The following is a 26,149-nucleotide window of genomic DNA, read 5'->3' as shown; positions in this document are numbered from 1 at the left end:
CTAACAAAGCCCAATGTTCAATATTGGGCTTTTATTTTGCCTAAATAACACTCAAATTTCCGAGTCTAATCTGTTTTAATCATTCAATAATGTTTTGGATACACAAATAACCAAATTGAACAATAGGTAAATTCTGAATTGCCATTTAGTTATCAACAATAATACATATTGGGAATTAGAATAATTTATCATTTAATTAATAATCACCCTCATCAATATCGATTAATTATTAACTTATTTTCAAACGAAAGATGAACATTAAGTTTCCAACTTAATTCAGGTTGCGATAAAATTTTTTGCGACATTCATCACACAATATATCTATTCTCCCCCTTAGACTCCGGACTTTTCAAGCCCCCCAAATTTGCAGTGAGTCTATGAAGCTTTCTAACTTAAGTATTAAAAGTAAAATTAGTGCGTTGATATTAATTATCTCCGCCGCCGTAATTGCACTCTCTTTCTTCTTTAACTCTCAAATTAAATTAATCGATGGAAAGATGTCGGAATTTTCTGACACCACAGTTCCGAGTATTTTGTTAGTTAAAAACATTGAAATCGAAGTCGGCATTTTAAGAAAAGATGAATTTTCTTTATTGACGAATGTAAACCATGCTGAGTTTAAAACATGGTTGAAAGGTCTAGATGAATCAGAAAGTAAAGTTGACAACTATATTAAAAAGTATGGTCAGTCGTTATGGGATCAACGTGACCGTGATGCCTTCAACCGTGTCAACGATGCATGGGAAAAATACCGTAGCTTCAATGAAAAATACTCCGCACTGCTTCTAACCAAGCAAGTTGATGAAGCCAACGCAATGCTGCTTGATGGCTTCCCTGCTTTCCAAGAGCTACAAAACGCTATCATCGCTCTTGTTGAGCTAAACCAAACCTTCATTAAAGAAGACATCGACAGCACGCATATCGTGGTAACCGATGCGATTACTTATGGCATCATTGCTATTGTAGCCTTGTTAGCTTTGGGTTTTTCTCTAGGGCTATTCCTTACCAAGCAAATTTGCTCGCCACTTAACTATGTTGTTGAAATGGCATCTAAAATTGCCTCTGGTGATCTTACTTACCAACTGCCACGCAATAAGATTGGTAATGATGAACTTGGTATCCTTGCCGATGCATGTATCGATATGCAGGCGAAGCTTTTAAGTCTGGTTGACAGCATTTCTTCAACTACCGCACAAGTAAGTACAGCAACAGAAGAAGTGAGCGCGATTTCGGAACAAACTTCATCTGGTATGGACGAGCAGCAACAACAGCTTAATCTGATTGCAACCGCAATGAACGAGATGCAAGCAACAGTTAACGATGTCGCCAACAACACCGAAGCCGCATCTGAAACCGCGAATGGTGCGTCGAACGATGCGAAACAAGGTTTAGAAGTCGTTCAAGAGTGTATCTCGCAAATCAATGAAGCATCTGTTGCGATCCAATCTGTTGGCACCATGGTCAGCGAGCTTGAGCAAGACGCATCAAACATCAGCGTTGTCGTCGACGTGATTCAAGATATTGCTGAGCAGACCAACCTTCTGGCTCTCAATGCAGCGATCGAGGCAGCACGCGCTGGCGAACAAGGTCGAGGCTTCGCGGTTGTTGCAGACGAGGTACGTACACTAGCAAGTCGCACGCAATCATCCACAGAAGAGATCGTCTCCATCATTAGCAAGCTACAAAACTGCTCTAAAACCGCAGTGTCTGCGACAAACAACAGCAATGATTTGATTCAAGTGTGTGTTGAACAAGCACAAAACGCAGGTGCAACCATTGGTCAAATCGAGCAAAGCGTGGACAACATTGCAGAGAAAAGCATTCAAATTGCAAGCGCATGTAGCGAGCAGAGCTCAGTCACTGAAGAATTGCATCGTAACGTAGAACACATCAATCAGTTCTCTAGTGAAGTGGCAACGGGCTCTCGCCAAACCGCAGTTGCTTGTCGTGACTTAAGTGAGCTGGCTGTTGGTCTACAAGAAATTGTAAGTCAATTTAAAACGGCTTAACCAATCATTAAAGGCTTCTAGCCTACCTTTACTCGCATATCCAAAGCCCAATGTTCATTCATTGGGTTCTGTTTCTTTTATCGCTTCAGAGAAAACCCGATCGCCGTCTCGATTCTCCAATTTATCCCACCGAAACCCACTAGCATCAGGGTAACCCACTATGATTATTCTTTGTGGCGTATAAAGTGTAAAAACTATTTCTATACCCAAGTAACCTCAAGATGCTAGGTTCAGCGAGAATGACTTGGTTTGTTGACGCGGAGGCGATTTAAAGATCTAGTCATTCTAAATCAAGAATCGGCAACAAAGTATACAAGCCAAGGTCCTTATATTTGCAAAGAGTGCCCTTTGGAAGCGTGTCTTTGACTCGCTTTTTAGTCAAACAAATGGCTGCGTCAAACGACTTGGAAAGAGCTAGCTATTACACTGCATTGTTTTCCTTACTCTCGAATCAATGACAACGCTCTGAATCCTGCATCTTGAAGTCACTCGGGTATAATAATTAATCAATTGATGAATATTGAGGGAATTATCGCCCTAGCCGACTAAAACTTGTCCACGTTACACTGAATACAGTCCCACATTCTTCTGCAACCTGACCTACGATCAGGCTCAACTTCTTGAGGAAGCATCGCATGATGAAGCGAATCATTCTTGGCACCTTTGTTATTACCCTTTTGACCGCTTGCTCAAAAGACGATGGTCAGCAAGCTCTTGGCACACTAGAGCGTGACCGCGTCACCTTTACAGCCACCTCAAGCGAAATCATTCGTGCTCTACCCATTAAAGAAGGCAGCCAAGTAACTGAAGGTGAGGTGCTAGTTCAACTCGATACTAAGAACCAAGAAGCGATATTAGCCCGCGCCGTAGCTGAGCAAGCTAAAGCAGATGCTTACCTATTAAAGCTGACCAATGGCGAACGTCCTGAAGATATTGCTGCAGCCCAAGCAAGAGTTGCAAGAGCAGAAGCGCAATTAACCGAAGCTCAAAAGAACTACCAACGTAAAGCAGAATTGGTACGTAAGAAACTCATCAGCCAATCGGAAAAAGACACCGCATTGGCAGCAAGAGATTCTGCGCGTGCCGAGTTAGACTCGTCACAAGAAGAGTTCAGCAAACTTACCGCAGGCTCACGTCCAGAAGACATTGAACAAGCCAAAGCCGAACTGATGGCAGCAAAAGCAGATGTGGCTCTTCAGCAGCAAAAACTAGCAGAGCTAACCATTACCGCTACCCGTGATGGTTTGCTCGACAATCTACCTTTTAACTTAGGCGAGCGCGTTCCAGTCAATGGCATCGTTGCCGTGATTCAAGCAAGCCGTGTCCCTTATGCACGTGTTTATGTCCCTGCGACTTATCGAGTTAACTTTATTCCCGGTAAAGCCGTACAAGTCCATGTGGATGGCGTCGAAAAACCTTTAGAAGGAACCGTGCGCTGGGTTGCTACTGAGCCATCATTTACCCCCTACTTCGCCCTAACAGAGGAAGAGCGTTCGCGCTTGATGTACCTTGCAGAAGTCGATTTACAAGACTCTGCTGAATCTCTACCTTCAGGCATTCCTGCACAAGTGGATTTAGTGGAGTAAACGATGACTGAATACGCAATTCAAGCAGAGAATGTGGTAAAGAAGTTCGGTGACTTCACTGCCATCAATAACATCACGCTCAATGTGCCCAAAGGCAGTATTTATGGCTTTCTGGGTCCAAATGGTTGCGGTAAATCGACCACCATTCGTGTGTTAACGGGTCTACTCAGCCCAAGTGAAGGCAATGTTGATGTTTTAGGGTTAGAGATCCCAAGACAATCTGAGCTATTGCGACTCAAAATTGGTTACATGACGCAAAAATTCTCCCTCTACGATGATCTTTCCGTTCAAGAAAACCTCGAGTTTATTGGGCAGATCTTTGGCATGGATACTAAAGCGCTTAAAGCTCGCATCGAAGAACAATTAGCGACATATGGACTTGATCAATTACGTAAGCAACGCGTTGGTGGCATGAGTGGCGGACAAAAGCAGCGACTTTCTCTTGCGGCAGCAACCATGCACAAACCTGAATTGTTGTTTCTCGATGAGCCAACCTCCGCCGTAGACCCGGAGAACCGTCGTGACTTCTGGGAACAATTATTTGATCTCTCCGATCAAGGCACCACAATTTTGGTCACCACTCACTATATGGACGAGGCAGAACGCTGCCATCGACTTGCTATTATGGAGGCTGGAGAAATCCGTGCTGATGGTGAGCCGGAGCAACTCATGGCGCAAATGGGTGTGAATATTGTCGAGGTCAAAGCGGATAACTTGCGTGAACTGAAAGAGAAAGTCATAAAACGTGAAGAAGTCCGTTCTGCTGCCCAGTTAGGTATCCGCTTACGCATCCTAATTCATCAACATATCGAACAACCGATTAATTGGTTAATACAAACCTTCCCAGAGCTTGAAGGCTGCGAGATGAACATCGCGCGTCCTAGCTTAGAAGATGTATTCGTTAGTGTAACGGGGGAAGGTCGCCAATGATGAAGTCCATTGCTCGAATGAAGGCGGTGATGATCAAAGAGATTCGACAGCTTTCCCGTGACCGAATCACCTTTGGCATGGTGATCATGATTCCTCTGATCCAATTATTGTTATTTGGATTCGCCATCAATACCGATATTCGCAATATTCCCGTCGGCGTTGTTGACCAAAGCGGTAGCACCGCAGGTCGCGTTATTACTGAATCGGTAAAAGTGACTCAAGTTGTCGATGTGGTCAAAACCTTTGCCACCGCTTCAGAGGCGGAACAAGCGATACAAGACGGTCTCGTGCGCGCGGCACTCATTCTGCCAAGCGATTTAACTCAGCGTATGGTGCAAGGTCGAGAGCTGGGACAGTGGATTGTAGACGGCTCTGATACCATGATCAGTTCAGCCATTCTCTCGCTGCAGACCATGCCATTGACTGATTTCGACTTTGAGATCCGCCCTGCTCCCACCAAAACTTTTGAAGTCGCGTTGTATTACAACCCGAGTCGGCGCTCGGCAGTGAACATCGTACCCGGTTTACTTGGGGTCATACTTACAATGACGATGATCTTGTTTACCAGTGCTGCCATTGTGAGAGAAAGAGAACGAGGCAACTTGGAATTACTCATCACCACGCCAATTCACTCTATTGAGCTCATGGTTGCGAAAATTATTCCGTACATCTTTGTCGGTTTAATTCAGGTATTTATTATTCTTGGCTTGGGGCATTGGATCTTTGGCGTGCCGATAAATGGAGCCATTAGCCAGATATTATTTGGCACCTTGTTGTTTATAGCCGCCAGTTTAACGCTCGGTTTGGTGATATCCACCATCGCCACAACACAGCTTCAAGCCATGCAGATGACGGTATTTATTCTCCTCCCGTCTATACTTCTGTCTGGTTTTATGTTCCCTTATGAAGGGATGCCAGTCGCAGCTCAATGGATATCAGAGGCTCTGCCCGCGACCCACTTTATGCGCATCATTCGTGGTGTGGTGCTTCGTGGTGCCGATTTAATGGAGTTATGGCGAGACACAATATGGTTGCTTGGTTTTACCGTGGTGGGCTTAGTCGTCGCTTCTTTGCGCTTTAAGAAATCACTCGATTAGAGCAGAAACAAAAATGCCACTCCGTTCAATACGAGTGGCACTTTATCCCCAAATAACCTCGAGATGCTGGGTTCAGCGAGAATGACTTGGTTTGTAGACGCGGCGGCGACTTAAAGATCTAGTCATTCTAAATCAACAATCGGCAACAAAGTATACAAGCCAAGGCCCTTACTATTTGCAAAGAGTGCCCTTTGGGAGCGTGTCATTGACTCGCTTTTTTAGTCAAACAAATGGCTGCGTCAAACAACTTGGAAAGAGCTCGCTATTACACTGCGTTGTTTTCCTTACTCTCGAATCAATGACAACGCTCTGAATCCTGCATCTTGAAGTCACTTGGGTATATTATCTCGATAAAACCTAACGATGAGCCGTTACTGGTACTTTTCACCCGCAGCTGCAACGAACGCCATTTCTACTAAGAGTTCAGGATTCGCCAATTCAACTTTGACGCAAGCACGGCTCGGTGCGCAGCCCTCAGGGAACCACGCATCCCACACTTCGTTAAGGGCATCGAAGTTAGCAAAATCTGTCACGTAAATCGTCACAGATAGAATGCGCGACTTATCGCTGTCAACACTTGCTAGCATTTGCTCAGCTTGGTCGAAAATCTGTTGTACTTGTCCTTTCATATCCGCAGTTGTATCTGCTTCTGCCACCTCAACAAAGTTGGCAATACCGTTGAATACCGTTACATCAGACCAACGTTTGCATGGATTAATACGATGAATTGTCATGTTATTTCTCTTAATTACGGCTTCTCAACCAAACACACAGGCGCACCGATGTCGCATGAGTATCCGGTTGGAGTGATAACGCCAGTTTCCGGATTCCTATGGAAGCTAGCGACATTATGTGAATGTTGATTGGCAACGAGCATCCACTGCCCGTCACGGGATAAAACAAAATCTCTTGGGAACGCGCCACCACAATCGGACGCGGCAATTTGAACCGGAATATCACTCGTTACATCAAATGTACTGATCAGATTTTGCGCACGGCATGAGGCATAGACAAAGCGCTCATCCGCAGAGAGACGAATAGCAGACGCCGCTTCTTTGTTCTCCTCGTCGGTTAGCAACTTAACTTGCTGAGCCAGATTCCATTGCCCCCTTTGCTTGTGAAGTACCGCTAGCGTTTCGGACAGTTCGCAAACAACGTACGAGACAGACTCATCACTATCGAAGACCAAATGACGAGGACCAGAACCAGGAGGCATCGCGATGCTTTGAGAAAGTGAAAACTTAACTGTCTCACCATCTTTTTTATAGTCATAGAAATGAACACTGTCTGTGCCTAAATCGACCACAGCAAGTTGCTCGGAGTGGTTGAGAAACGTTGCTTGATGCGCATGAGGCGAGGCTTGACGATCAGCATTGGGACCACTGCCTTCCACATATAATTCTGCGATGGATTTCAGGGGCTTACCTTGCTCATAAAGTTGGTAAACACTTACATTACCGGAACCGTAGTTTGCCACAGCAAGCAGCGAGGCTTTGATATCAATATGGCAAGGATAGTCGCCTTCAATTGGTAATGCATAGCTGTCTGTTTTTTCAGCAAAAATCAGTTCTGCACCTTCCAAGCGTTCTACTTCATTAAAGGTATATAACCCCTCTCCTTTGAGCGCAAGGTAAGAAGGGTTACGAACCGTTTTCACCGCTTCAGGAACAAGTTCATTGGTGAGCGTTAATGCGCCAGTAGCAATATCGAGAGAAACACACGCGATGCCCTGACTTTGGCTTGGTGAATCGGTATAGGTGCCTACATAAAAATGTAAGTGACCATTTACTGTCATGAGAAAACCTTTGGGAGATATAAGAGTGCTTAAACGATAAGATGCCGCCTGCGTTACCAGACGGCAATCCCTTTTAGTTATCAATCGGTTAAAGTGTGAAGCAACCGCTCAGTTGGTACGACAATAGCGACAATGGTTTCATCAAAGATAATCGCATTTTCATTGATGATTTGTTGATACGCTTTAGCGTCAGATTGACTAATACCACGGCCCTGCTTGGCGAGCTCAATCAAGGTTAAACTTAAGTCGGCAACTTTGATGGCAGACTCTGCAACTGGCACCGTTTCTACTGACGCCACGTTGGCCGCGAAAATAGGTTTGGCTTGCTGCGCCGCTAACTTAACGCTTTGATAATGCATCGCTAACGCATCCAACGCGGTTTTATCACCTTGAGCATAAACTGCGACCAAATCTTTCATCTCGTACACTGCTAGGCTTTCTACTGGCAATGCATCCGCAAAGCGGTTTAGTCGCTCATACTGGTTGTACAAATCACCCTCGTTTGGCGTAGAGATCCACTTCTCCCAATGACGAGCGTAGTATTGAGCCGGCTCGATGTACTTCGCTAACGTTTGTAGCGGTGCTTCGTCCGCACCATTAGCAAGACGTTTCAACATCATATTGGCATCGGCATGATGGCGCAGACCAAGCGAAATCTCAGACCATGTATCCATCACCTTCATGCGCTTGTACATGCTGCGCTCATCGGTCAGGTCTTGGCTCGACCATAGGCGCTCAGCAATCGCGTAGCTTCTGGGCCATAAACGTTGCTCGATGGTCATTGAATCGAGGTTCTCACCCCAAATGGTGATTTCTCCGCCTAAGATTAGCTGCTGTTCTTTCTCGGTCAGCTCAGCCGGATAGCCGCCATTCGGCTCAGGAATGACACTCCCTGCCATGTCACTGCTCGCGACCAATTCTCCAGTCGCAGGCCAACGAACATTGCCAATCAATTGGTAACTGGTGTCTTTCAACTTGCCATCCGCAAAGTCATAGTTGAATTCGGTGTAAGACATAAAGTTATCGAAGTGCCCTTTAAACTTCACACCCGGCACATACTCGATGATGAACACCTCTTCGCGCGACTTACCGTTGTAATCGGTAAACGCACGGTAGCTGCCGTCTGTCGCTTCAATAATGGTCAGATTACCTGTACGTGGACCACCTTTGTTGCGTGGTTTCACCCAGTCATAAGTCGCGAATTTCTCACCTTGATGAAGTTGATCATCAACCGTGATTCCTTTCGGCATTGGATCATTGCGGTAGTGGTAACTGGTTGGTTGTGGTTGGTCTAGGTAATAGCCTGTTGAGAGAATACCTTGGTAGCCCTCTTTTGCTGCTCGACCGATACTGTCATGCCCTTGCCAGCTTTGAATCACAATCGAGGTTGGAAGGTCTTTGTGCCAGATTTCATCCCAGCCAGTCATCTTCTTACCGCGCTGTTCCAGCATCTGTTCAACCTTGGTGTTCAGATACGATTGCAGACCACGCTCACCATCCAGATTGTTGTCTTTGATGAATTGCTGAATCTTCGGGTTGTCTTTCCACTGTTGGTAATTTGGTTCATCACCGCCGATATGGAAGTACTCATCAGGGAAGAGCTCAACCACTTCGTCAAACACGCTCGCCAGCATCTTGTAGAGTTCAGGGTTGGTCGGGTCCATTAACGGCTCAAACACACCCCAGCCACGTTGATGCGGATAAGATTGCTCACCCATACCAGACATCAATTTAGGGTAAGCGTGCGCCACTGCCGAAGCATGTCCCGGCAAAGAAATTTCAGGGATAACTCGAATACCAAGGTTGCGCGCGTAATTCACTACATAGCGGATTTCATCTTTGGTGTAGTAATCACCATCTGCGGTGTCTTGCCACAGTTTTTGGTAATTATCGAGCTGGATACGAATCGCTTGGTCATCCCAAATATGCCAATGGAAGACGTTCATTTTTGCTGATGCCATTGCATCGAGTTGACGAAGAATCACGTCGAGTTCAATGAAATGACGAGAAGTATCATAAGAAACACCACGCCAAGGAAAGCGCGGCTCATCTTGAATCGACACAGCTGGCACAAAGTAGCCAGTCGCGTCCGTAGTCACCAACTGCAAGAAGGTTTCTAAACCATGGAAAGCACCGTAAGGGCGTTCGGAGCGAATGATGATCTGACCGTTACGCGATTCAAGCTGATACGATTCATCACTGTTAATGTCTTGCACCTCGGACTTAGGCGCATTACGAATATCAATCACCAAGGTCGCGTCTTTTTCCGACTCAGCATGCCAGTTCAACATTGGTAAGCCGGTTTGGCGATATAGACGGTCCATGGTGCGCTTTGCGTTGAACTGCACGCGCGGTGAATCATAGCCTTTGATGTAAATACTGAAGGATTTATCCAGTGTGATTTTACCCTGCCCCAACTCTACATTTTGTGGGTAAGGCATAAGGTTAAGATCGGTATTGGGAGTCATCGCCATCGCTGTCGTTGGAATTGAAATTAAGCCTGAAATGAGTAGTGCTAATGTACCTTTGTTCATCCGCGCCATCCTGTCGTCGTTATTATTGTTCAACCCAAGTCACGCTATTTAATGGGGTCTCGCGACTTGGGTAAAAGAGCTCTGTTTGAGTTACGCAACCAGCTCTACTGCTTCACGAACCAGCTTGCCAATTTCGTCCCATTGTTCGTTTTCAATTAAGCTCGGTGCCACCATCCAAGTACCACCGCAACAAACCACACGGTCGATGGCTAGGTAATCATTGACGTTGCTTTTACCGATACCGCCTGTCGGCATCAGATTCACATCAACATAAGGTGCGAGTAGTGACTTCACCATCGCGATACCGCCGCTCGCTTCCGCCGGGAAGAATTTGAGGAAGTTCAAACCCAGCTCGAGTGCTTGTTCAACCTGACTTGGGTTATTGACGCCCGGTACGATTGGCATATTGATTTCTTGGCAGCGACGCACGGTATTGGGGTTCAACCCCGGCGCAACAATAAACTCTGCACCCGCGTCTTTTGCTTGGGTAATCTGCTCTGGCGTCAGTACCGTGCCAGCACCGATGCACATTTGCGGATAAGCATCACGCATGGCTTTAATCGCATCGGCAGCGGCTTCTGTTCGAAACGTCACTTCCGCGACTGGCAGACCGTTTTCTACTAACACTTTCGCCAATGGAATCGCGTGCTCAACCTTATTGATTTGGATAACAGGAATAACTTTAAATTGCTGAAGTTGCTTAATCATTTCTTGGGACATAATACGTTCTCGGAAATTATCGAATTAGATGAGTCATGGCGTCATTTGGAATGATTGCGCCAGGATATTGAATAACGGTTGCTGCTAGTGCGTGACCGAGTTGGGCAGACTGCTCACAGCTTTGCCCGGTCAATCGACCTGCAAGGTAACCAGCAGCAAAAGAGTCGCCAGCGGCACAGGTGTCGATTACTTTGACAACCTTTTCTGCAGCTACGTAAGCGGTTTGCTTGTCATCACCATGCGACCAAACCAATTTGCAAGGCTCACAGCCACGTTTAATCACAATTTCTTGGCAACCAAAGCGAAGGCAGCGCTGCTCGGCACTTTCCTCTTCACCCCATACCAAGACATCATCGTCTTCCGTGATAAGCGCAATGTCGACCAATGGCAGAATTTGGCTGTACCAATGTTTCGCCTCTTGTGCAGACCAAAGTTGAGGACGGAAGTTGTTATCAAAGATAACCTTGCCTCCACCTTGTGAGAACTGACTTAACGCCTTTTTAAGCCTTACTTTGTTATCGTCATTGAGAATCGCAATGCTGATGCCACTTAGGTAGAGATAATCCAGCTTTCGGTTCGCAATCGCGGCTTCTAATTTGTTGAGAGAAGAGGTAGAGAAGTAATTTTTAACGGCTGCGCTGTCACGCCAGTATAGAAAGCTGCGTTCGCCTTCTTGGTCGGTCTGCACCATGTATAACCCCGGCAGTTGAGCAGGGAATATTTCGACAAGGTCAGTCCCAATGCCCTCTTGTTGCCAGTTTTTCAGAAGCTCTTGAGAAAGAACATCATCCCCAAGACCGGTTGCGTAAGACACTTGGACAGGTTGTTGAGCCGTTAGTCGAGAGAGGTAAAGTGCGGTATTGAGCGTGTCGCCACCAAAGCCTTTGCGAATTGGGTCGCCGCTCAGTTCAATCATGCATTCGCCAAAGAAAGCAATTTTAGTCTGGGATGAATCGGTCATCGTTCACCTACTTTGGATAGATTTAGAATGGTGGCTCGGGGGAGCCACCAGTTTGTCAGGAGCTTATGAGCGAGTTTCTGGTCGAGCCGGAAACTCTCTGCTGTTAAGCGTTTTGATTTGCCGCCGTTGCGCGATTTTGTAGAGAAGCGTCTTCTTCCAGAACACCTTTGTCAGACAGTTCCATTTCCATCAGAGCACGCTCATCATCGAGGATTGCTCGTGCCATTTCTGGTGAAACTTGGTTCGCAGGAGTCACTAGGCTTACTACCACACCTGCGGTTAGGGCAAATAAGCAAGATGGAATCACTGGGTTACCCCAGAAAGCGGTCAGGTCAGGGCTCATCATGACAGCAAATGAAGCGATAGACGCACCTGCCAATGTTGCCAATGCACCTTGCCAGTTGTAACGCTTCCAGAAGCGACCCAACATACCGCACACGAACATGCCAGACATAACTGTCGAGATCATCTTAGTGATGTAGCTAATGATGTCGTTAGACGTTAGCGCGAACAGCAATGCACAACCGATCACTACAACCAAAGCCAAGCGAGAGTAATTCAACATAGATTCTTTGTTTGGCACGCGACCGGTGAACATGACGTAAACATCACGCAGTAGGATAGAAACGCCCGCAATCGCATCGGAACTCGCACTCGACATGGTTGCTGATAGACCAGCAATCAGAACGATAAGACCAACACCTACTGGCAATACCGTTGCCGCGATGTATGGGAAAGCAAAGTTCGCGTTGTTTAGTTCAGGGTCAATCGCATGCGCCGCCATACCGATGACTGCTGGGATGATGGAGAAGAACAAGTACAGCACACCAGAAGCCACGAACGAACGGCGGATGGTTGATACATCTTTGCCTGAGTAGATGCGTTGGCGGAATGAAGGCGTTGCAAGTACACCCACACCAATCACAACAGCAAGAGAAACCGCTGGGATTAAACCAAGCTTATCAATCGCAAGGAAGCTAACCGCTTCTGGGTCCATGGCTGAGTACAGGTTATCCAAGCCGCCAATGTGTTGCACAGACAGTACCGCCATTAGGATGAAGCCAACAAACAAGATGATAGCTTGAATGGTGTCTGTCCAAACCACTGCAGTGTAGCCGCCAATAACGACGTAAATGGTAAACGCTGCTGCGATGATCATCTTCGCAGTGCTCAGCTCAATATCGGCAATCCACGCTAGGTACATACCACCACCAAGGATGTGTGCGCCCAACCAGCCGATAGAAGCGATAAAGATAAGCAGACCAACCACGTTCTTCACGATGCGGTTTGCACCTACGTAGTATGCGAGCTCTTCACTCATGGTCATAAAGTTGAGTTTACGAACTGGCGCAAACCACAGTGCCAATAACAAGATACCAATTGCGCCGCCAATGCCGTAAAGCGCACCAGCCCAACCGTTCGAGTAACCAAAGCCAACCGCGCCCATACTAGAGCCCGTGCCAACCATAGTTGCTACCGTGGTACCTAATACGAGGAACAGAGGTAAGCCTCGACCACCGAGTAGAAAGTCTTCACCTGATTTTTGATTGCGAGAGACAAACCATCCCAACCAAATTAAAAATAAGACATACGCACCGAAGCCGGTAAGAAAAAGTGTACTGTTCATTGAACACCTCTCATATCAAAATCCATCTTTCAGATTGATATAATTCCAGCAGCAAGTATTAGATTTTATTCCAGAAATTATCTAATTTTATTTTTATAGCTTTTGCTAAATATATTAGGCACTACTGCTTTATGAAATTATATTTATGTAGGGAGTGAGAGTGCCAAAAAGATAATAACAGGAAAGTAATTATTTCCGGCACTCTATTTTATTTAATTAGGTAAAGTGTGATTTCTATCGGCGATCTTCGCGGTAGCAAGTCACATCGACTTCGACTTTCACGTCCACCACGAGGTCACACACCATGCAAATACGTGCAGGTGGGTGATCACCAAAGAATTCTCTGAACACTTTATTGAACGATTGGAAGTAACGCGAATCCGTTAGTACCACTTTTACGTGTACCACGTCAGCTAACGTGTAACCTGCTTCTTCCATAATATCGACACAGTTTTGAATCGCTAAGCGAGACTGGTCAACGATACCACCTTCTACCACTTCGCCGTCAGTCATTGGTGTTTGACCCGATACGTATAAGAAGCCACCCGCTTCTGTTGCACGTGCAAATGGTAAATGTTGACCGCCAGTACCTACGCCGCCTTCTACACCATAACGTTTAATTGACATAATATTCTCCAGTGATAATGCTTAATCTATAAAATTAATTAATTTAATAAGTTATTGATGGGTATTATTTCGATAAATAAATACGCCATTTCTATTTTCGGTGACTTTATCTTTTAAATAAGATAACTCGCCATTTACAAATACAGATTCAATACCTTGCGCGACGGAAATTGGATTTTCGAACGTTGCAGTATCTTTAATTGTATTTGGGTTAAATAAAACCAAGTCTGCGTAAGCGCCTGTTTTTATTTCCCCACGATCTTTCAATTGGTAGCGTGTTGCCGACATCCCCGTCATCTTGTGAATCGCTTCTGCCAATGGGAAAAGCTGCTCTTCACGACAGTAATGCCCCAAGACTTTCGGGAATGTTCCCCACAAACGTGGATGTGGGTGCGGGTCGTTTGGTAATCCATCCGAGCCCACCATGGTCAACTTATATTTGAGGACACGTTTGACGTCGTTTTCATCCATGCAGTGATAAACCGCGCCCGCAGGTTGCAACGCTTTTGCTGCTTCCATAAGAGGCAGTTGCATCTCGTCAGCAATGTCTTTTAGCATCTTGCCAGCGTGTTCTGGCTTGCTTTCTGACCAGGTAATGAAGATGTCGATTTCATCAGTCACCTGTTTTAAATCCAGTGTTGAAGAACTCGCCGAATATGGGTAGCAATCGCAAGACACGTCTTGATGCTCAGAAACCTTATCCATCAAATCCAGCACTTCTACCGTGCGTCCCCAGTTGCCTGCGCCAGCGCATTTAAGGTGAGAAATCACCACTGGCACTTTGGCGTACTGTCCAGTTTCAAAGGCTTCTTCCATTGCGCTGATGATTTCTTCAAACTCGGTGCGCATGTGTGTGGTGTATATACCACCGTGATGACCGAGAATTTCCGCTAAGCGCATCACTTCATCCGCGTTGGCTTGCTTGGCACTCGCATAAGCAAGACCCGAGCTCAAACCCAATGCGCCCTCTTCCATCGCTTGTGCCAGTGTTTGGCGCATTTGCTCGATTTCTTCATCGGTTGCCGTGCGCAGTAAGTCGTCCATCACGTTGTTACGTAAAGTTGTGTGACCGACTAACGCTGCAACGTTGACCGCAGGGTTCGCTGCTTGCACCGCCTTCGCATACTCCGCAAAGGTTGGGTATTTGAAATCTTCCTGCTTGCCCAATAGGTTCATTGGATCTGGCGGAGTATCACTGAGTACCGCAGGGCTCGCGCTAATTCCGCAATTGCCTACGATTACCGTCGTCACGCCTTGGCTGATCTTTGGCAAGCAGTCAGGGTAACAAATCACATTGGTGTCATCGTGCGTATGCACATCAATAAATCCCGGAGCCAACGCAAGACCCTGACCGTTGATAACCTTCTTTGCAGAAAGCTCGTCTAGCTGCCCTACTTGCTCAATACGATCTTGACGAATCGCAACATCAGCAATGAATGGTGCTGCACCCGTACCGTCAAATACCTCTACGCTTTTGATAATGGTATCGAACAACATACTTCACTCTCTTCGTCCGTCGTTAACATGATTCCATCTTAATAATTCTTGAAATTTAAACAGTGAAGAAACACACAAAAAACTCAGATTTGTTTGATACTTTCTAACATATTATTTATGGTGGTTAGCAACAAACACTTAATATCAATCACTTAGACCATGTTAGAAGTAGGTACGCCATGAAAGACAATCGCCAAAAGTGTGATAAAAACTATCATAATGAGTGTGTTACCACGCCAGGTTACGGAGAAAAAGCTCAACCTGTTGCGTGCAATTCCGATGGGTTACACAGTTTGATCCATGAAGAGATCACCTTGCCCGCTGCGGTGATCAAATCTTCTTCATTGAAGAACAACCTCGATTGGATGCAGCGTTTTGCCAATCAGCACAAAGTGAAGTTGTCACCGCACGGTAAAACCACCATGACTCCCGCTTTCTTTCAGCAGCAATTAGAAAACGGCGCTTGGGGCATTACCGTTGCAACGCCGGCTCAGGCAGAGATTGCGGCGCTAGGCGGAGCGAAAAACATCATCATGGCGAACCAACTAGTCGGGCGCGCTAACATGACCATCATCGCCAACTTGATTGAAACCCATGGAATCAACTTCTATTGCTGTGTGGATTCAAGCCGAAACGTCAAAGCGCTAGAGCGTGCCTTCGCTGAGCATCAATTGCCGCTTAATGTACTGATTGAGTTTGGAGTCGAAGGCGGTCGCTGTGGATGCCGAAATCAACAAGATGTGGTTGACCTCGCAACACTCATCCACCAGCAACCTCACCTTACGCTCAAAGGTATCGAGGTTTACGAAGGTGTCATTCATGGTGACAATGCTGAGCAGGACATCCGTGACTTCCTCAACACCACATTAGAAATCGCAACTCAACTACAAAACGACAAGTTGATTGAGTCTAAACCTCTTGTTACTGGCGCAGGCTCTGCTTGGTATGACGTAGTTTCTGAATGCTTCGCCAACCTAGAAGATTTTGACGCCATCATTCGCCCAGGTTGCTACGCAATTCATGACACAGGCATTTACCTAGACGCACAAAACAAAGTCATGCAGCGCGCTGAAAATAACCAAGGTGCAGCGTGTGATTTAGGTGGTGACTTGGAATCGGCACTAGAGCTTTGGGCTTATGTCATTTCTCGCCCCGAGCCAACCAAGCTAGTTGCCGGCTTTGGCAAACGTGACGTGGCGTTTGATGCCGGGCTACCAATCCCCGAGCGCGCATACCGCGAAGGTGAGTCAATCTCTATTGAAAGTGCGGTAACGACCGCAGTGATGGATCAGCATGCGTTCATCGAAGTAGACGCAAACAGCGACCTGCAAGTGGGTGATATTATTGCCTTCTCAACCTCTCATCCATGTCTAACGTTTGATAAGTGGCGTGCCGTGGCGATTTGTGATGATGAGTATCAAGTCACTCATTGGGTGAAAACCCGTTTCTGATGATGAGCTTAGTGAGGCTTTTCGTTATACTTCATGCCAAACCAGTGGAGGCGGCACAATCGTCTCCATGTAAAAGATAGGAACACAGCTTGAGTTTAGAAGTCGATATTATCTCTCAAATCACTGAACGTTTCAGTGCGCTGCGCGATGCCGAAAAGAAGGTCGCGAAGTTGATCATGGACGACATTCAAACTGCCGCCAATGCCAGCATTACTGAACTGGCAGAAAGTGCAGAAGTGAGTGAAGCCACCATTACCCGTTTTGCCAAAGCTGTTGGCTGCAAAAACGTGCGTGATATGAAGATCAAACTGGCACAAACCTTAACGGTTGGACAACGATTCATCCTTGAACCGCCTGATCAAAGTGGCTACCAAGGCATTTATGAGTCGATCAAGCAATCCCTTGATGTAAACCGCAGTTTGATTGTTGAAGAAGATATCGACACTGCTGTGAACTGGCTGCACAACGCAAGACAAGTGATCTGTATTGGTATGGGTGGTGGCTCAACCATTGCAGCACAGGAGATGCAGCATCGTTTATTCCGTCTGGGCTACCCTGTTGTGGCGTACAACGATGGCTTGTTATCCCGCATGATTGCGGCAACTGCAGACGCGAACGATGTGTTGGTGATGATCTCAGCCACTGGCTATACCCCTGCCATCATAGAAACCGCGCAATTAGCCAAGCAGTACGGCGTGAAAGTCATTGTGATTACTCCGAAAGACACACCTTTGACTGAGCAAGCCGATTTGGTTCTGCCAATTGAGCACCAAGAGACGGACTTCATCTACAAGCCATCCGCTTCTCGTTACGCGATGTTGGCTTTGGTTGATGTGCTTTCGATGGCGTTAGCCGTTAATCATAAGCGACGCTCGCGCGATAAACTTCGCCGACTAAAAGTTGCCCTCGACTCTTATCGCGGCGGTTTGGAAAGACAGCCTCTTGGTGATTAAACCGAGGTAACTCATATCGATGACAGTCGAATCCGGAAACGACAAAGCCCGATATTCAACATCGGGCTTTTGTTTATTCGCTACTTGGTAAAGGGACGATTGAAAGATATCAGCTACTCACCATGCTATATACAAGTGACTTCAAGATGCAGCATTCAGTAGTATTCGCCCCAAGAGCAATCATGCAAATCAGAGATTATGTAGCTTCTTAGTGAGTTGATTTTAAAATTGAAGACTACTTGCTTGCAGACATTTCGGCTGCGGTCGCTGTAAGTGATATAACCTTCACTGTAAGCCCGCTTACCGTTGGTCGAGGTAATGTCGGCATTGAGTTCTAGATGAGCTTTGTGCTCTTCTACACGCGCCATCATCTCATGTACATCCAGCCACTCTTCTCGGTTCGCCATTTGGATCAGCATCGATTCCGCCTGCGTTTCTAACTTTTGCGGATAAACGTAAAAGCGGTTATAGGCAAAGTAAGCGCTCATTAAAATAAGTATTAACACTGCTGAGGTAGTTCTTGTCATGCAAGTTGCCTCTTATCGTTATGAATTTCTTGTTATACCCGATCCACTTTTGCGTACTGATTGCATAAGAACGGCTTGGGTATACTTTCAGTATAGAAAGCGGATGAAGTTTAGGTTAAAGAATTCACACAAATAACAAGCGACGGCCAGAATCCGTCAATTCCATGACAAGCCGTAGCACAATCTGACCTCATTCTAAATAATTAGAAACTTTGGTTCTTTGATAATCTTGCCATTAAAAAGTACCAGTTCATTGTCCTATCAGAGTCGTAACTAACCTATGATCTGACCCCTTTGGCTGGCTCGACGATAAACGTGAGCAAATTTTTCTGTCAGCCTTTTCTGATTTAAGCCAAAGGTGATCGATGCCTATCATCGCCATCGAGGGGACAGATATGCCTTTGAGTGACGCAGGCCAACTGGCGACAGGTTGGGAATGAAAACGTGAAAACAACTCATTAAACCTAGGACTTACTGCAGATAGGTTAAAGTCCCCAATCACAATCATTTCCGGTGTTGGGTACAAATCAGTAAGAGTTTCTATGGTTCGAATCAGTGCATTTCTGCGTTGCCACAACAGCTCAGTTCTTGGCGAAGGAGGATGTGCTGTCATCAAGGTAATAGGCTCATCTACTTGCCATACAGCGCGAATGACTTCTTGCCCATCAGGGGTGTGATAAATCGAGACTGACTCCAAAGGATAACGACTTAGAATCATCTGGTTAGAAGGGTAACCAACGCCACGCTGCCCTCCGTAATAAAAAGGATAAATATCATCGAGAAGGTGCAACTTATTCCCTACTTGTGGCGAGAGCTCTTGCATCACCACCAAATCCACGGGATGTTTTAGCAAGTAGTTAATAAACTGATTGATGTCTGGGTTTTCGTAGAACAGATTGAACTGGATGATTGTCAGTGGGTGCTCACAGGCTTCGCTGCGGTTGATGTGTGCAGGTAAGAGAAATGGAACAAAAGCACCGCTGATCACGATTGAGGTGAGCGCCTTCGCCCAGCGACGAAAGACTAAAAGCGCGAGAGCGAGACTGAAATAGACGAATAAAATGAGGGCGGGAATCGAGGTCAGATTCTCCGCCCACCAGATATCATGATATTGCCTTGCCACCAGCCAAATTGATGCAGGTAGAAACAACATGATCCATTTAATGGCTCTCAGCACACGCACTGCTCGTTTAGCGATTACATATCATAAGCTTATATGTAGTTTGCTAACTCGCCAGTACGTCGCTGACCAATACGTAGCGTATCAGCTTAAATAGTATGAACCGCTTCCGTTGCAGGCTCTGTATGTAGAACCTTTTCGCTTGCTTCCACCTTAACCGCGGCAACCTTGAATTCAGGGATCTTCGCATGCGGATCAGTCGCTGTTGTCGTTAGGCGGTTCACCGGGGATTCAACAAAGTGGAATGGAATGAACACCACACCTTTTTGAATGCGCTTAGTCACAAAGGCATCAATCTCAATGCTGCCGCGACGTGTAGACACCTTCAAACGCTGACCATTACTGATGCCTAGCGCTTCTGCGTCTTCCACGCTCACCATCGCACGTGGACCAGCAAGATTATCCAACCCTTTGGTTTTGCGCGTCATAGTGCCGGTGTGGAACTGCTCAAGCACACGACCAGTCGTTAACACAAGCGGATACTCCTCATCTGGCAGCTCAGCCGCATAACGGAACGGTACGCCCACCATTTGACCTTTACCACGAGTAAACTGGGTTTGGTGCATGATGCGAGTACCTGCTGGGTTGTTCTTGTTGCTCGGCCACTGCACTCCGTTTGGCGTTATCGCCTCCCAACGAAGACCTGCGTATTGAGGCGTCACTCGTGCAATCTCGTTAGTGATATCAGACACGCAGTGGTAGTCCCAATCACTGCCCATTGCATTGGCGATTTCTTGAATAATCCACCAATCTTCTTTCGCTTCACCCGGTGCCGTTACAACCGGATTCACACGCTGAACACGACGTTCCGTATTGGTGAAGTGCCCCGCTTTCTCTGCAAACGAGCAAGAAGGCAGAACCACATCCGCGTATTGAGCGGTTTCCGTTAGGAAGATGTCTTGAACCACCAAGAAATCGAGCGCTTCTAAGCCTTCAATCACATGCGCTTGGTTCGGGTCACTCAATACAGGGTTCTCACCCATGATGTACATACCACGAACGTTACGATGGCAAGCCGCATCAATGATTTCTGTCAGGGTTAGACCTTGCTCAGAAGGCAGATTTGGCGCGTTCCATTCAATCGCAAACTTCTGACGCACAATTGGGTTGTATACCTTTTGGTAACCCGGGAAACTGTTTGGCAAAGCACCCATATCACACGCGCCTTGCACGTTTGATTGACCACGTAGCGGGTTGATGCCACCACCTTCAATACCGATGTTGCCACACAGTAATTGCAGGTTAGCGATAGAACGCACGTTGTCATGACCTGTCGTGTGCTGAGTAATACCCATCGAGTAGTACACAGCGGTACGATCTGCCGTGCCAATCATACGCGCCATTGCTTGAATGTCTTCGGCTTTAACACCTGTAACCAACTCCACTTTATCGAGGTTGTAAGCTGGCGACATCACCTCTTGCAGTAAGGTATCAAAGCCGTCGACACGTTCTTCGATGTACTCTTGATCGTACCAACCGTTCTTGATGATCTGTTGCATGACGCCGTTCAGGAGCATCACATCAGTACCCGGACGGTGCGCCATGTACAACTCAGCATGCTCTGCCATATCGACACGTTTCGGGTCAGCTACAATCAAACGAGCGCCGTGATGACGAATTGCTTGTTTGATATGTGAAGCGATAATCGGGTGCGCCGATGTGGTATCCGAACCAATAATAAAGATCACATCAGAGTGCTTAATGCTCGGAATGTCGTTGGTCATTGCACCACTACCGAGTGATGCCTCAAGACCGGTTACACTCGATGCGTGACACAAACGCGCACAGTGGTCGACGTTATTGGTGCCCAATTCACGGCGGACAAATTTTTGGAACGCGTAGTTGTCTTCGTTGGTGGTTTTCGCTGAAGAGAAACCCGCCAATGCGTTGCTGCCAAAATCTTGCTTGATGCCAGAGAACTTGCTCGCAACCAGCTGAATCGCCTCTTCCCAACTTGCAGGCTGCAACCAACCGTCTTTACGAATCAATGGCGTGGTAAGACGCTCTTCACTGCCAATGAAGTCAAAACCAAAGCGCCCTTTCACACACAGCATGCCTTGGTTCACCGGCGAGTCACCGCCTTTCACGTAACGAATCGTATTGGTTGCTTCGTCCACGAACATAGTCAACTTACAACCCACACCACAGTATGTACAAATGGTGTCGACCGCTTTCAGATCTTCAGTACGACCTTGCGAACGGTCGCGACTATCGACCATCGCCCCCGTTGGACACACTTGAACACACGCGCCACATTGCACGCAGTTCGAATCGCCCATCAGAGTTAAACCATTCTTGTTACTTCCAAAGTGTGGACGATCGTCTGGACGTAACGCGGGGCGACCTTGTTTGTCGCACACAAAGTTCAGTACACCGTGCACGGCTTTGTCGCGACACGCTTGGATGCACTGACCGCAGCTAATACAGCGGTTAGCATCAAACTCAATAAACTCAGAACTGCGGTCAACTTCGTACTTATGACGCAAGTCTTTCGCACGAAGATCTAACCAATCTTGATGTGATTTAATCTGCAAGGAGAAGTCAAAGCTTTGCTCAGCTTCATATTCGGTGGAGTAATCACGCAGCGCACAATCGGTATTTGCCTGACAACCACATTCTAGACAGCGCGCAGCTTCCTTCATCGCTTCTTCGTTATCAAAGCCCAACTCCACTTCAGCGAAGCTTTGCTCGCGTTGTGCTGGAGTCAGTTCAGGCATGATAGAACGAGCGACTTTTTGGATGTTCTCGAAGTGAAGCGGATCGACTTGAGAAAGTTTCTTCTCTTTTCGTGAGTTGAACGCCGCCTTTGGCATGTCTGCCATATCGCCATTCAAAAACAGATCAATGGCTTTTGCCGCAACGCGACCATCACCCACGGCTTCAACTGCCGTTGCTGGACCACGGCGGAAATCACCAATACTGAAGATGTTACCCGTGCCTGTGTGCATGGTCTTTTCATCTGCATCGGAGGTGTTCCAACGCGTAAGTGGAATCGACAAATCTTCGCCTTCGAGGAAGCTCAGATCTGGCTTTTGCGATACTGCCGCAATCACGGTGTCGAACTCTTCGGTAAAGAACTCGCCGGTTGGTTTAGGGCTTCGACGACCAGACGCATCCGGATCACCCAACGCCATGCGCTCTAGACGAATCGCACTCACGCGTCCGGTTTCATCGGCAAGGTTTTCTGCAGGGTTGGTCAAGAAGTGGAATTTCACCCCTTCGTGTTCCGCTTCAACAATCTCGTAGTCTTCTGCCGGCATTTCGTCACGTGTACGACGATAAATCAATGTGGTGTCTGCACCAGCACGACGCGCAGTACGAGCACAGTCAATTGCCGTATTACCACCACCAATCACCGCGACTTTCTGACCCGTAACGTAGTTTTGCTCAGTAACGTAATCTTTCAGGTAATCAACGCCCAGGTAACAACCTTCAAGGTCGCTGCCTGTGTAATGCATTTCAACCGCTTGAGACGCACCGACAGCCAAACACACTGCATCGTATTCTTCGCTCAATTGAGAAAGCGTGAAATCCACACCCAGTTTTTGGTTGGTGCGAACCTGCATGCCATTGCGGCACATCAGTTCGATTTCTTTATCGAGAATGTCTTTTGGTAGGCGATATTCAGGAATACCATAACGCAACCAACCGCCCGCTTTTGGCATGGATTCAAAGACAGTGACGTCGTAGCCTTCATTCGATAAGTAGTAGCCAGCCGTTAGACCACCAGGACCACTGCCGACGACGGCAATGTTCAAACCTTTGCTTGATTTCTTTTCTGGTACATAGGCTTCATGCGCAGACAAATCCGCATCCGCGGCATGACGTTTAAGCTGACGAATTGCAATAGGCTCATCGACTAACGAGCGGCGACATTCGTTCTCACAGAATGCCGGACACACACGACCAATCGATAACGGCATAGGAAGCGTACGCTTAATCACTTCAATCGCTTTTTGATGATCGTTCTGTGCGATGTGATAAAGGTAGGATTGGATGTCTACACCCGCTGGACACGCGGTTTTACATGGCGCTTCACAATCGGCGTAATGGTCCGTCATGATGCGGTTAAGTGCTTTTCTGCGGTGCTCGCTTAACTGCTCTGATTGCGTAACCACATTGAGACCACGGTAAACTTCGAGTTCACACGCGCGTTTAGTGCCGCCACTTTCGACTTCAACCACACACAAGTCGCACGGCACTTTTTCATTACTTTTGTTCATTCCGCACAGTGATGGGATCTCGACCCCACACACTTTTGCTGCTTCTAAAAGGGTTAAACCCTCTTCTACAATTCTATATTTTCCATCGATGACAATTTCTATCATGCAACCCCCGCAGCAAAGCAAATCCAAATCTGCACAAGTAAAACCATGCATTCTATAAGGATAATCATTTGTAAGACAAGTTAGTGTGATGTAAAACTTATAAACCACATTTTTTACGTGTCATAAAAAGAATGAGCTTCTTGCGCGAAGTCCTAAGAATCAGTGTCCAACAAACGTTTTACTCGTCAGATAATGCGAAAAATGGTTGGCTGAACTATTTTGATAAGAAGAGTAATAAAACATTGACCTTACCCTAAGGTTAACCTTTAGAATCGAGTGGTTTTCATCATTTCATCAAATACACGGGAAAAGGTATGCGCCTAAAATCGCTGCATACAACTTGGTTAACTCTCTTCACAACGCTGATGCTATTAGTATCAAGCGTGGCGAATAGTGCCCCTTTGATGAACATCCAAATGATGTCAAATGGCGTGATGAATCATGGACAATCTATGATGATGGACGACAGTGAACATTGTGGCATGCCCGGAATGATGGACGTATCCATCACCGAAGACGGTGAAGTGAGAGAAAGCCGAATGAACTGCGGTGGAGGCTCCGGCATGGTTCACACCTGCTGCACGGCGGCTTGTTCTCTGGTTTTCCTCCCCCTACCTGTCCCTGTCAATCGCGCATTGCCGATCGTTTATCGTGCGGCAATTACTCCTGAAGTCACCTCCACTGTTGTACACGTCAGCCGTGACCTGTACCGACCTCCAATAATTTAAATCTGTATTGCATTCGACCCTGCGTAGCTATCGCAGGTGGTTTTAATGTGCCAATACGACGCAGATAAATCTGGATTACTGTTTCTGCTTTAAGCCAAACCCTTCTTCGTCGTTTCGGCAAACACTGGATTTAGATTATGGATTTTAGACCATACCGCCTTGCTGCACCTATGTGTGCCTTGGCTTTGGTTTCTGCTCCAACTTTGGTGAATGCGGCGATGCCAAATACAAAAGTGCCGAGCAAAGAAACCAAAGCAGCAAACCTTACTGCGCCAGAGATGCGCACATCATCAAAAAAACTCGCGCAACTGATCAATGTTGCCCTGAGCAATGATGGCAACCGCCAACAATATTCAGCGCAATCCGCTGCGATGCGTGAAACGGGTGTTGCAAGTTCTACCTTGATGGATCCAAAACTCAAAGTGGGTTTTGGTGGTTTACCTGTCGACAGCTTTAAGTTCGATGACGACCCAATGACCAACATCTCTGTTGGTTTAATGCAGCAATTCGAACGTGGCTCCACGCTCGATCTGCAACAGAAGAAAGCCAATCAACAAGCCGATGGGCTTGGGCTTCAAGTTCATGCTCGCGAACTTGAGGTTGCCAACAGCATGACTCAACTATGGTTAGAGCTTGGATATCAGCAAAAAGCTGAGCAAATCTTGCTTGAGAACCGCAAGTTGATGAAGGAGATGGAAAGCTTTATTCAAACCAACTATTCGATTGGTAAGAGTGAAGCGCAAGACCTACTCAACGCTCAATTACAAGTGAGCAAGCTAGATGAAAAACTGCAAGCCAATGCGCAAATGCAGCGACGTCTTGTTTCTCAGCTTTCGGAATGGCTAGGCTCGGACTGGTTAGCGACGGAACAGGCTCTATACGCTACCAATCAACTCAACTGGGATACACTGAATAGCAAACTTGCTTCCAGCAAAGATTCCACCAAGCACTACCAACAACTTAGTCAGCACCCAATGGTTAAAATGGCCGATGTGAGTATTTCTGCCAATAAAACTCAGGTAGAGATTGCTGAACAAGCTTATAACCCGCAGTTTGGTGTGGAGGTTATGTACGCTTATCGTCAAGCCAATAACATGAAGGGTGAGCCAGCATCAGACTTGGTCAGCGCTTATCTAACCATGGACATTCCACTGTTCACGGGTGATCGCCAAGATCGCAATCTCGCTGCCGCACAATACCAAGTTGGTGCAGCACAATCACAAAAAGACACCTTATTAACGCAGATGAATGCCAAGGTGAACACTTTGCTGGTTGATCGCGGCAACTTAACCCAACGTTTAGAACGTTACCAATCCACCTTATTGCCCCAAGCGAAAGCGCGCATTCAAGCCGTTGAGCGGGGCTACCAAAACAACACAGCGCAGTTTAACGATGTGATTTCAGCCACGACAGACGAATTGGCTCTGCAATTAGAGCAACAACGTCTGCTAACCGATCTCAACATCGCAAACAGCAATTTAGCCACCCTACTCGGTGGTTTCGATTATCAAGTGGCTTCTCCAGAAGCTCGCTCTATCTCGACATATTAATTTGTGATTCCCAAAAACGTTGGGGCTACAGGTATGTGACCGATATAGA

19 protein-coding genes are annotated in these 26,149 nt (G+C 46.7%); 8 read left to right on the top strand and 11 right to left on the bottom strand.

Annotation, left to right across the window (positions count from 1 at the left end; genetic code table 11):
* Positions 1-377 precede the first annotated feature (377 nt).
* The 4 genes from OH459_RS06320 (at position 378) to OH459_RS06305 (ending at position 5,622) form a co-directional block, all read left to right on the top strand.
* Positions 378-2,009 (top strand): methyl-accepting chemotaxis protein, encoded by a 1,632-nt coding sequence (locus OH459_RS06320; protein ID WP_005452538.1) that lies wholly within the window; start codon positions 378-380, stop codon positions 2,007-2,009.
* A 635-nt stretch (positions 2,010-2,644) separates the two neighbouring features.
* Positions 2,645-3,595 (top strand): HlyD family secretion protein, encoded by a 951-nt coding sequence (locus tag OH459_RS06315; RefSeq protein WP_009697273.1) that lies wholly within the window; start codon positions 2,645-2,647, stop codon positions 3,593-3,595.
* Positions 3,596-3,598: 3 nt separating this feature from the next.
* The gene (locus OH459_RS06310) at positions 3,599-4,525 is read left to right on the top strand and encodes an ABC transporter ATP-binding protein (protein WP_005452542.1); all 927 of its coding nucleotides are present in this window, start codon (positions 3,599-3,601) and stop codon (positions 4,523-4,525) included.
* Positions 4,525-5,622, top strand: coding sequence for an ABC transporter permease (locus tag OH459_RS06305; protein WP_269986124.1), 1,098 nt, complete (start codon positions 4,525-4,527; stop codon positions 5,620-5,622). The genes OH459_RS06310 and OH459_RS06305 overlap by 1 nt, the downstream gene beginning before the upstream one ends.
* Before the next feature lie 371 nt (positions 5,623-5,993).
* Here OH459_RS06305 and OH459_RS06300 read toward each other — a convergent pair whose 3' ends face one another.
* From OH459_RS06300 to OH459_RS06265, 8 genes are all read right to left on the bottom strand, one after another.
* Entirely contained in the window at positions 5,994-6,356 is a 363-nt protein-coding gene (locus tag OH459_RS06300) for a RidA family protein (RefSeq protein ID WP_005452545.1), read from the bottom strand.
* A gap of 14 nt (positions 6,357-6,370) precedes the next feature.
* Positions 6,371-7,417 (bottom strand): lactonase family protein, encoded by a 1,047-nt coding sequence (locus OH459_RS06295; RefSeq protein WP_269986058.1) that lies wholly within the window; start codon positions 7,415-7,417, stop codon positions 6,371-6,373.
* 80 nt (positions 7,418-7,497) lie between these two features.
* The gene (locus tag OH459_RS06290; protein WP_269986057.1) at positions 7,498-9,951 is read right to left on the bottom strand and encodes a beta-N-acetylhexosaminidase; all 2,454 of its coding nucleotides are present in this window, start codon (positions 9,949-9,951) and stop codon (positions 7,498-7,500) included.
* 90 nt (positions 9,952-10,041) lie between these two features.
* Positions 10,042-10,671 carry a bifunctional 4-hydroxy-2-oxoglutarate aldolase/2-dehydro-3-deoxy-phosphogluconate aldolase gene (locus tag OH459_RS06285; RefSeq protein WP_269986056.1) on the bottom strand — a complete coding sequence of 210 codons (630 nt, stop codon included), beginning with the start codon at positions 10,669-10,671 and terminating at the stop codon, positions 10,042-10,044.
* Between the two features lie 16 nt (positions 10,672-10,687).
* On the bottom strand, positions 10,688-11,632 hold the full coding sequence (locus OH459_RS06280; RefSeq protein ID WP_269986055.1) for a sugar kinase: 945 nt from the start codon (positions 11,630-11,632) through the stop codon (positions 10,688-10,690).
* Between the two features lie 103 nt (positions 11,633-11,735).
* Positions 11,736-13,259, bottom strand: a complete 1,524-nt coding sequence (locus OH459_RS06275) for a sodium:solute symporter family protein (protein ID WP_050922899.1) — start codon at positions 13,257-13,259, stop codon at positions 11,736-11,738.
* A gap of 234 nt (positions 13,260-13,493) precedes the next feature.
* Positions 13,494-13,886 (bottom strand): RidA family protein, encoded by a 393-nt coding sequence (locus OH459_RS06270; RefSeq protein WP_005425100.1) that lies wholly within the window; start codon positions 13,884-13,886, stop codon positions 13,494-13,496.
* Positions 13,887-13,937: 51 nt separating this feature from the next.
* Positions 13,938-15,383 carry an N-acyl-D-amino-acid deacylase family protein gene (locus tag OH459_RS06265; protein WP_269986054.1) on the bottom strand — a complete coding sequence of 482 codons (1,446 nt, stop codon included), beginning with the start codon at positions 15,381-15,383 and terminating at the stop codon, positions 13,938-13,940.
* Positions 15,384-15,562: 179 nt separating this feature from the next.
* Between OH459_RS06265 and OH459_RS06260 the strand changes: the two genes are divergently transcribed.
* Both OH459_RS06260 and OH459_RS06255 read left to right on the top strand, forming a co-directional pair.
* Positions 15,563-16,834 (top strand): amino acid deaminase, encoded by a 1,272-nt coding sequence (locus OH459_RS06260; RefSeq protein ID WP_269986053.1) that lies wholly within the window; start codon positions 15,563-15,565, stop codon positions 16,832-16,834.
* A gap of 89 nt (positions 16,835-16,923) precedes the next feature.
* Positions 16,924-17,787: a MurR/RpiR family transcriptional regulator gene (locus OH459_RS06255; RefSeq protein WP_005425077.1), complete on the top strand. Its 864-nt coding sequence runs from the start codon at positions 16,924-16,926 to the stop codon at positions 17,785-17,787.
* A gap of 155 nt (positions 17,788-17,942) precedes the next feature.
* Here OH459_RS06255 and OH459_RS06250 read toward each other — a convergent pair whose 3' ends face one another.
* From OH459_RS06250 to fdhF, 3 genes are all read right to left on the bottom strand, one after another.
* Positions 17,943-18,314, bottom strand: a complete 372-nt coding sequence (locus tag OH459_RS06250) for a hypothetical protein (protein ID WP_005452561.1) — start codon at positions 18,312-18,314, stop codon at positions 17,943-17,945.
* Positions 18,315-18,564: 250 nt separating this feature from the next.
* Complete coding sequence (locus OH459_RS06245; RefSeq protein WP_269986052.1) at positions 18,565-19,491, bottom strand: endonuclease/exonuclease/phosphatase family protein; 927 nt, start codon at positions 19,489-19,491, stop codon at positions 18,565-18,567.
* Positions 19,492-19,583: 92 nt separating this feature from the next.
* Positions 19,584-23,822: a formate dehydrogenase subunit alpha gene (gene fdhF / locus OH459_RS06240; RefSeq protein ID WP_269986051.1), complete on the bottom strand. Its 4,239-nt coding sequence runs from the start codon at positions 23,820-23,822 to the stop codon at positions 19,584-19,586.
* 314 nt (positions 23,823-24,136) lie between these two features.
* On the opposite strand from fdhF, the gene OH459_RS06235 reads away from it, so the two are divergent.
* A complete protein-coding gene (locus OH459_RS06235) occupies positions 24,137-24,550 on the top strand; it encodes a hypothetical protein (RefSeq protein WP_199479160.1) in 414 nt (137 codons plus the stop codon).
* A 137-nt stretch (positions 24,551-24,687) separates the two neighbouring features.
* Positions 24,688-26,100 carry a TolC family protein gene (locus OH459_RS06230; protein WP_005452568.1) on the top strand — a complete coding sequence of 471 codons (1,413 nt, stop codon included), beginning with the start codon at positions 24,688-24,690 and terminating at the stop codon, positions 26,098-26,100.
* Positions 26,101-26,149: the final 49 nt, after the last annotated feature.

The sequence above is a fragment of the Vibrio sp. MM46 genome, assembly GCF_027587135.1.
GTDB lineage: Bacteria > Pseudomonadota > Gammaproteobacteria > Enterobacterales > Vibrionaceae > Vibrio > Vibrio harveyi.
Note: the sequence above shows the minus strand (reverse complement) of the source record. Positions and strands in the feature narration are given on the sequence as shown.

What these genes read in the sequence shown, in the direction of transcription:
- OH459_RS06320 (WP_005452538.1), top strand. Translation starts at nt 378, where the DNA reads ATGAAGCTTTCTAACTTAAGTATTAAAAGTAAAATTAGTGCGTTGATA.
- OH459_RS06315 (WP_009697273.1), top strand. Translation starts at nt 2,645, where the DNA reads ATGATGAAGCGAATCATTCTTGGCACCTTTGTTATTACCCTTTTGACC.
- OH459_RS06310 (WP_005452542.1), top strand. Translation starts at nt 3,599, where the DNA reads ATGACTGAATACGCAATTCAAGCAGAGAATGTGGTAAAGAAGTTCGGT.
- OH459_RS06305 (WP_269986124.1), top strand. Translation starts at nt 4,525, where the DNA reads ATGAAGTCCATTGCTCGAATGAAGGCGGTGATGATCAAAGAGATTCGA.
- OH459_RS06300 (WP_005452545.1), bottom strand. Translation starts at nt 6,356, where the DNA reads ATGACAATTCATCGTATTAATCCATGCAAACGTTGGTCTGATGTAACG.
- OH459_RS06295 (WP_269986058.1), bottom strand. Translation starts at nt 7,417, where the DNA reads ATGACAGTAAATGGTCACTTACATTTTTATGTAGGCACCTATACCGAT.
- OH459_RS06290 (WP_269986057.1), bottom strand. Translation starts at nt 9,951, where the DNA reads ATGAACAAAGGTACATTAGCACTACTCATTTCAGGCTTAATTTCAATT.
- OH459_RS06285 (WP_269986056.1), bottom strand. Translation starts at nt 10,671, where the DNA reads ATGTCCCAAGAAATGATTAAGCAACTTCAGCAATTTAAAGTTATTCCT.
- OH459_RS06280 (WP_269986055.1), bottom strand. Translation starts at nt 11,632, where the DNA reads ATGACCGATTCATCCCAGACTAAAATTGCTTTCTTTGGCGAATGCATG.
- OH459_RS06275 (WP_050922899.1), bottom strand. Translation starts at nt 13,259, where the DNA reads ATGAACAGTACACTTTTTCTTACCGGCTTCGGTGCGTATGTCTTATTT.
- OH459_RS06270 (WP_005425100.1), bottom strand. Translation starts at nt 13,886, where the DNA reads ATGTCAATTAAACGTTATGGTGTAGAAGGCGGCGTAGGTACTGGCGGT.
- OH459_RS06265 (WP_269986054.1), bottom strand. Translation starts at nt 15,383, where the DNA reads ATGTTGTTCGATACCATTATCAAAAGCGTAGAGGTATTTGACGGTACG.
- OH459_RS06260 (WP_269986053.1), top strand. Translation starts at nt 15,563, where the DNA reads ATGAAAGACAATCGCCAAAAGTGTGATAAAAACTATCATAATGAGTGT.
- OH459_RS06250 (WP_005452561.1), bottom strand. Translation starts at nt 18,314, where the DNA reads ATGACAAGAACTACCTCAGCAGTGTTAATACTTATTTTAATGAGCGCT.
- fdhF (WP_269986051.1), bottom strand. Translation starts at nt 23,822, where the DNA reads ATGATAGAAATTGTCATCGATGGAAAATATAGAATTGTAGAAGAGGGT.
- OH459_RS06235 (WP_199479160.1), top strand. Translation starts at nt 24,137, where the DNA reads ATGCGCCTAAAATCGCTGCATACAACTTGGTTAACTCTCTTCACAACG.
- OH459_RS06230 (WP_005452568.1), top strand. Translation starts at nt 24,688, where the DNA reads ATGGATTTTAGACCATACCGCCTTGCTGCACCTATGTGTGCCTTGGCT.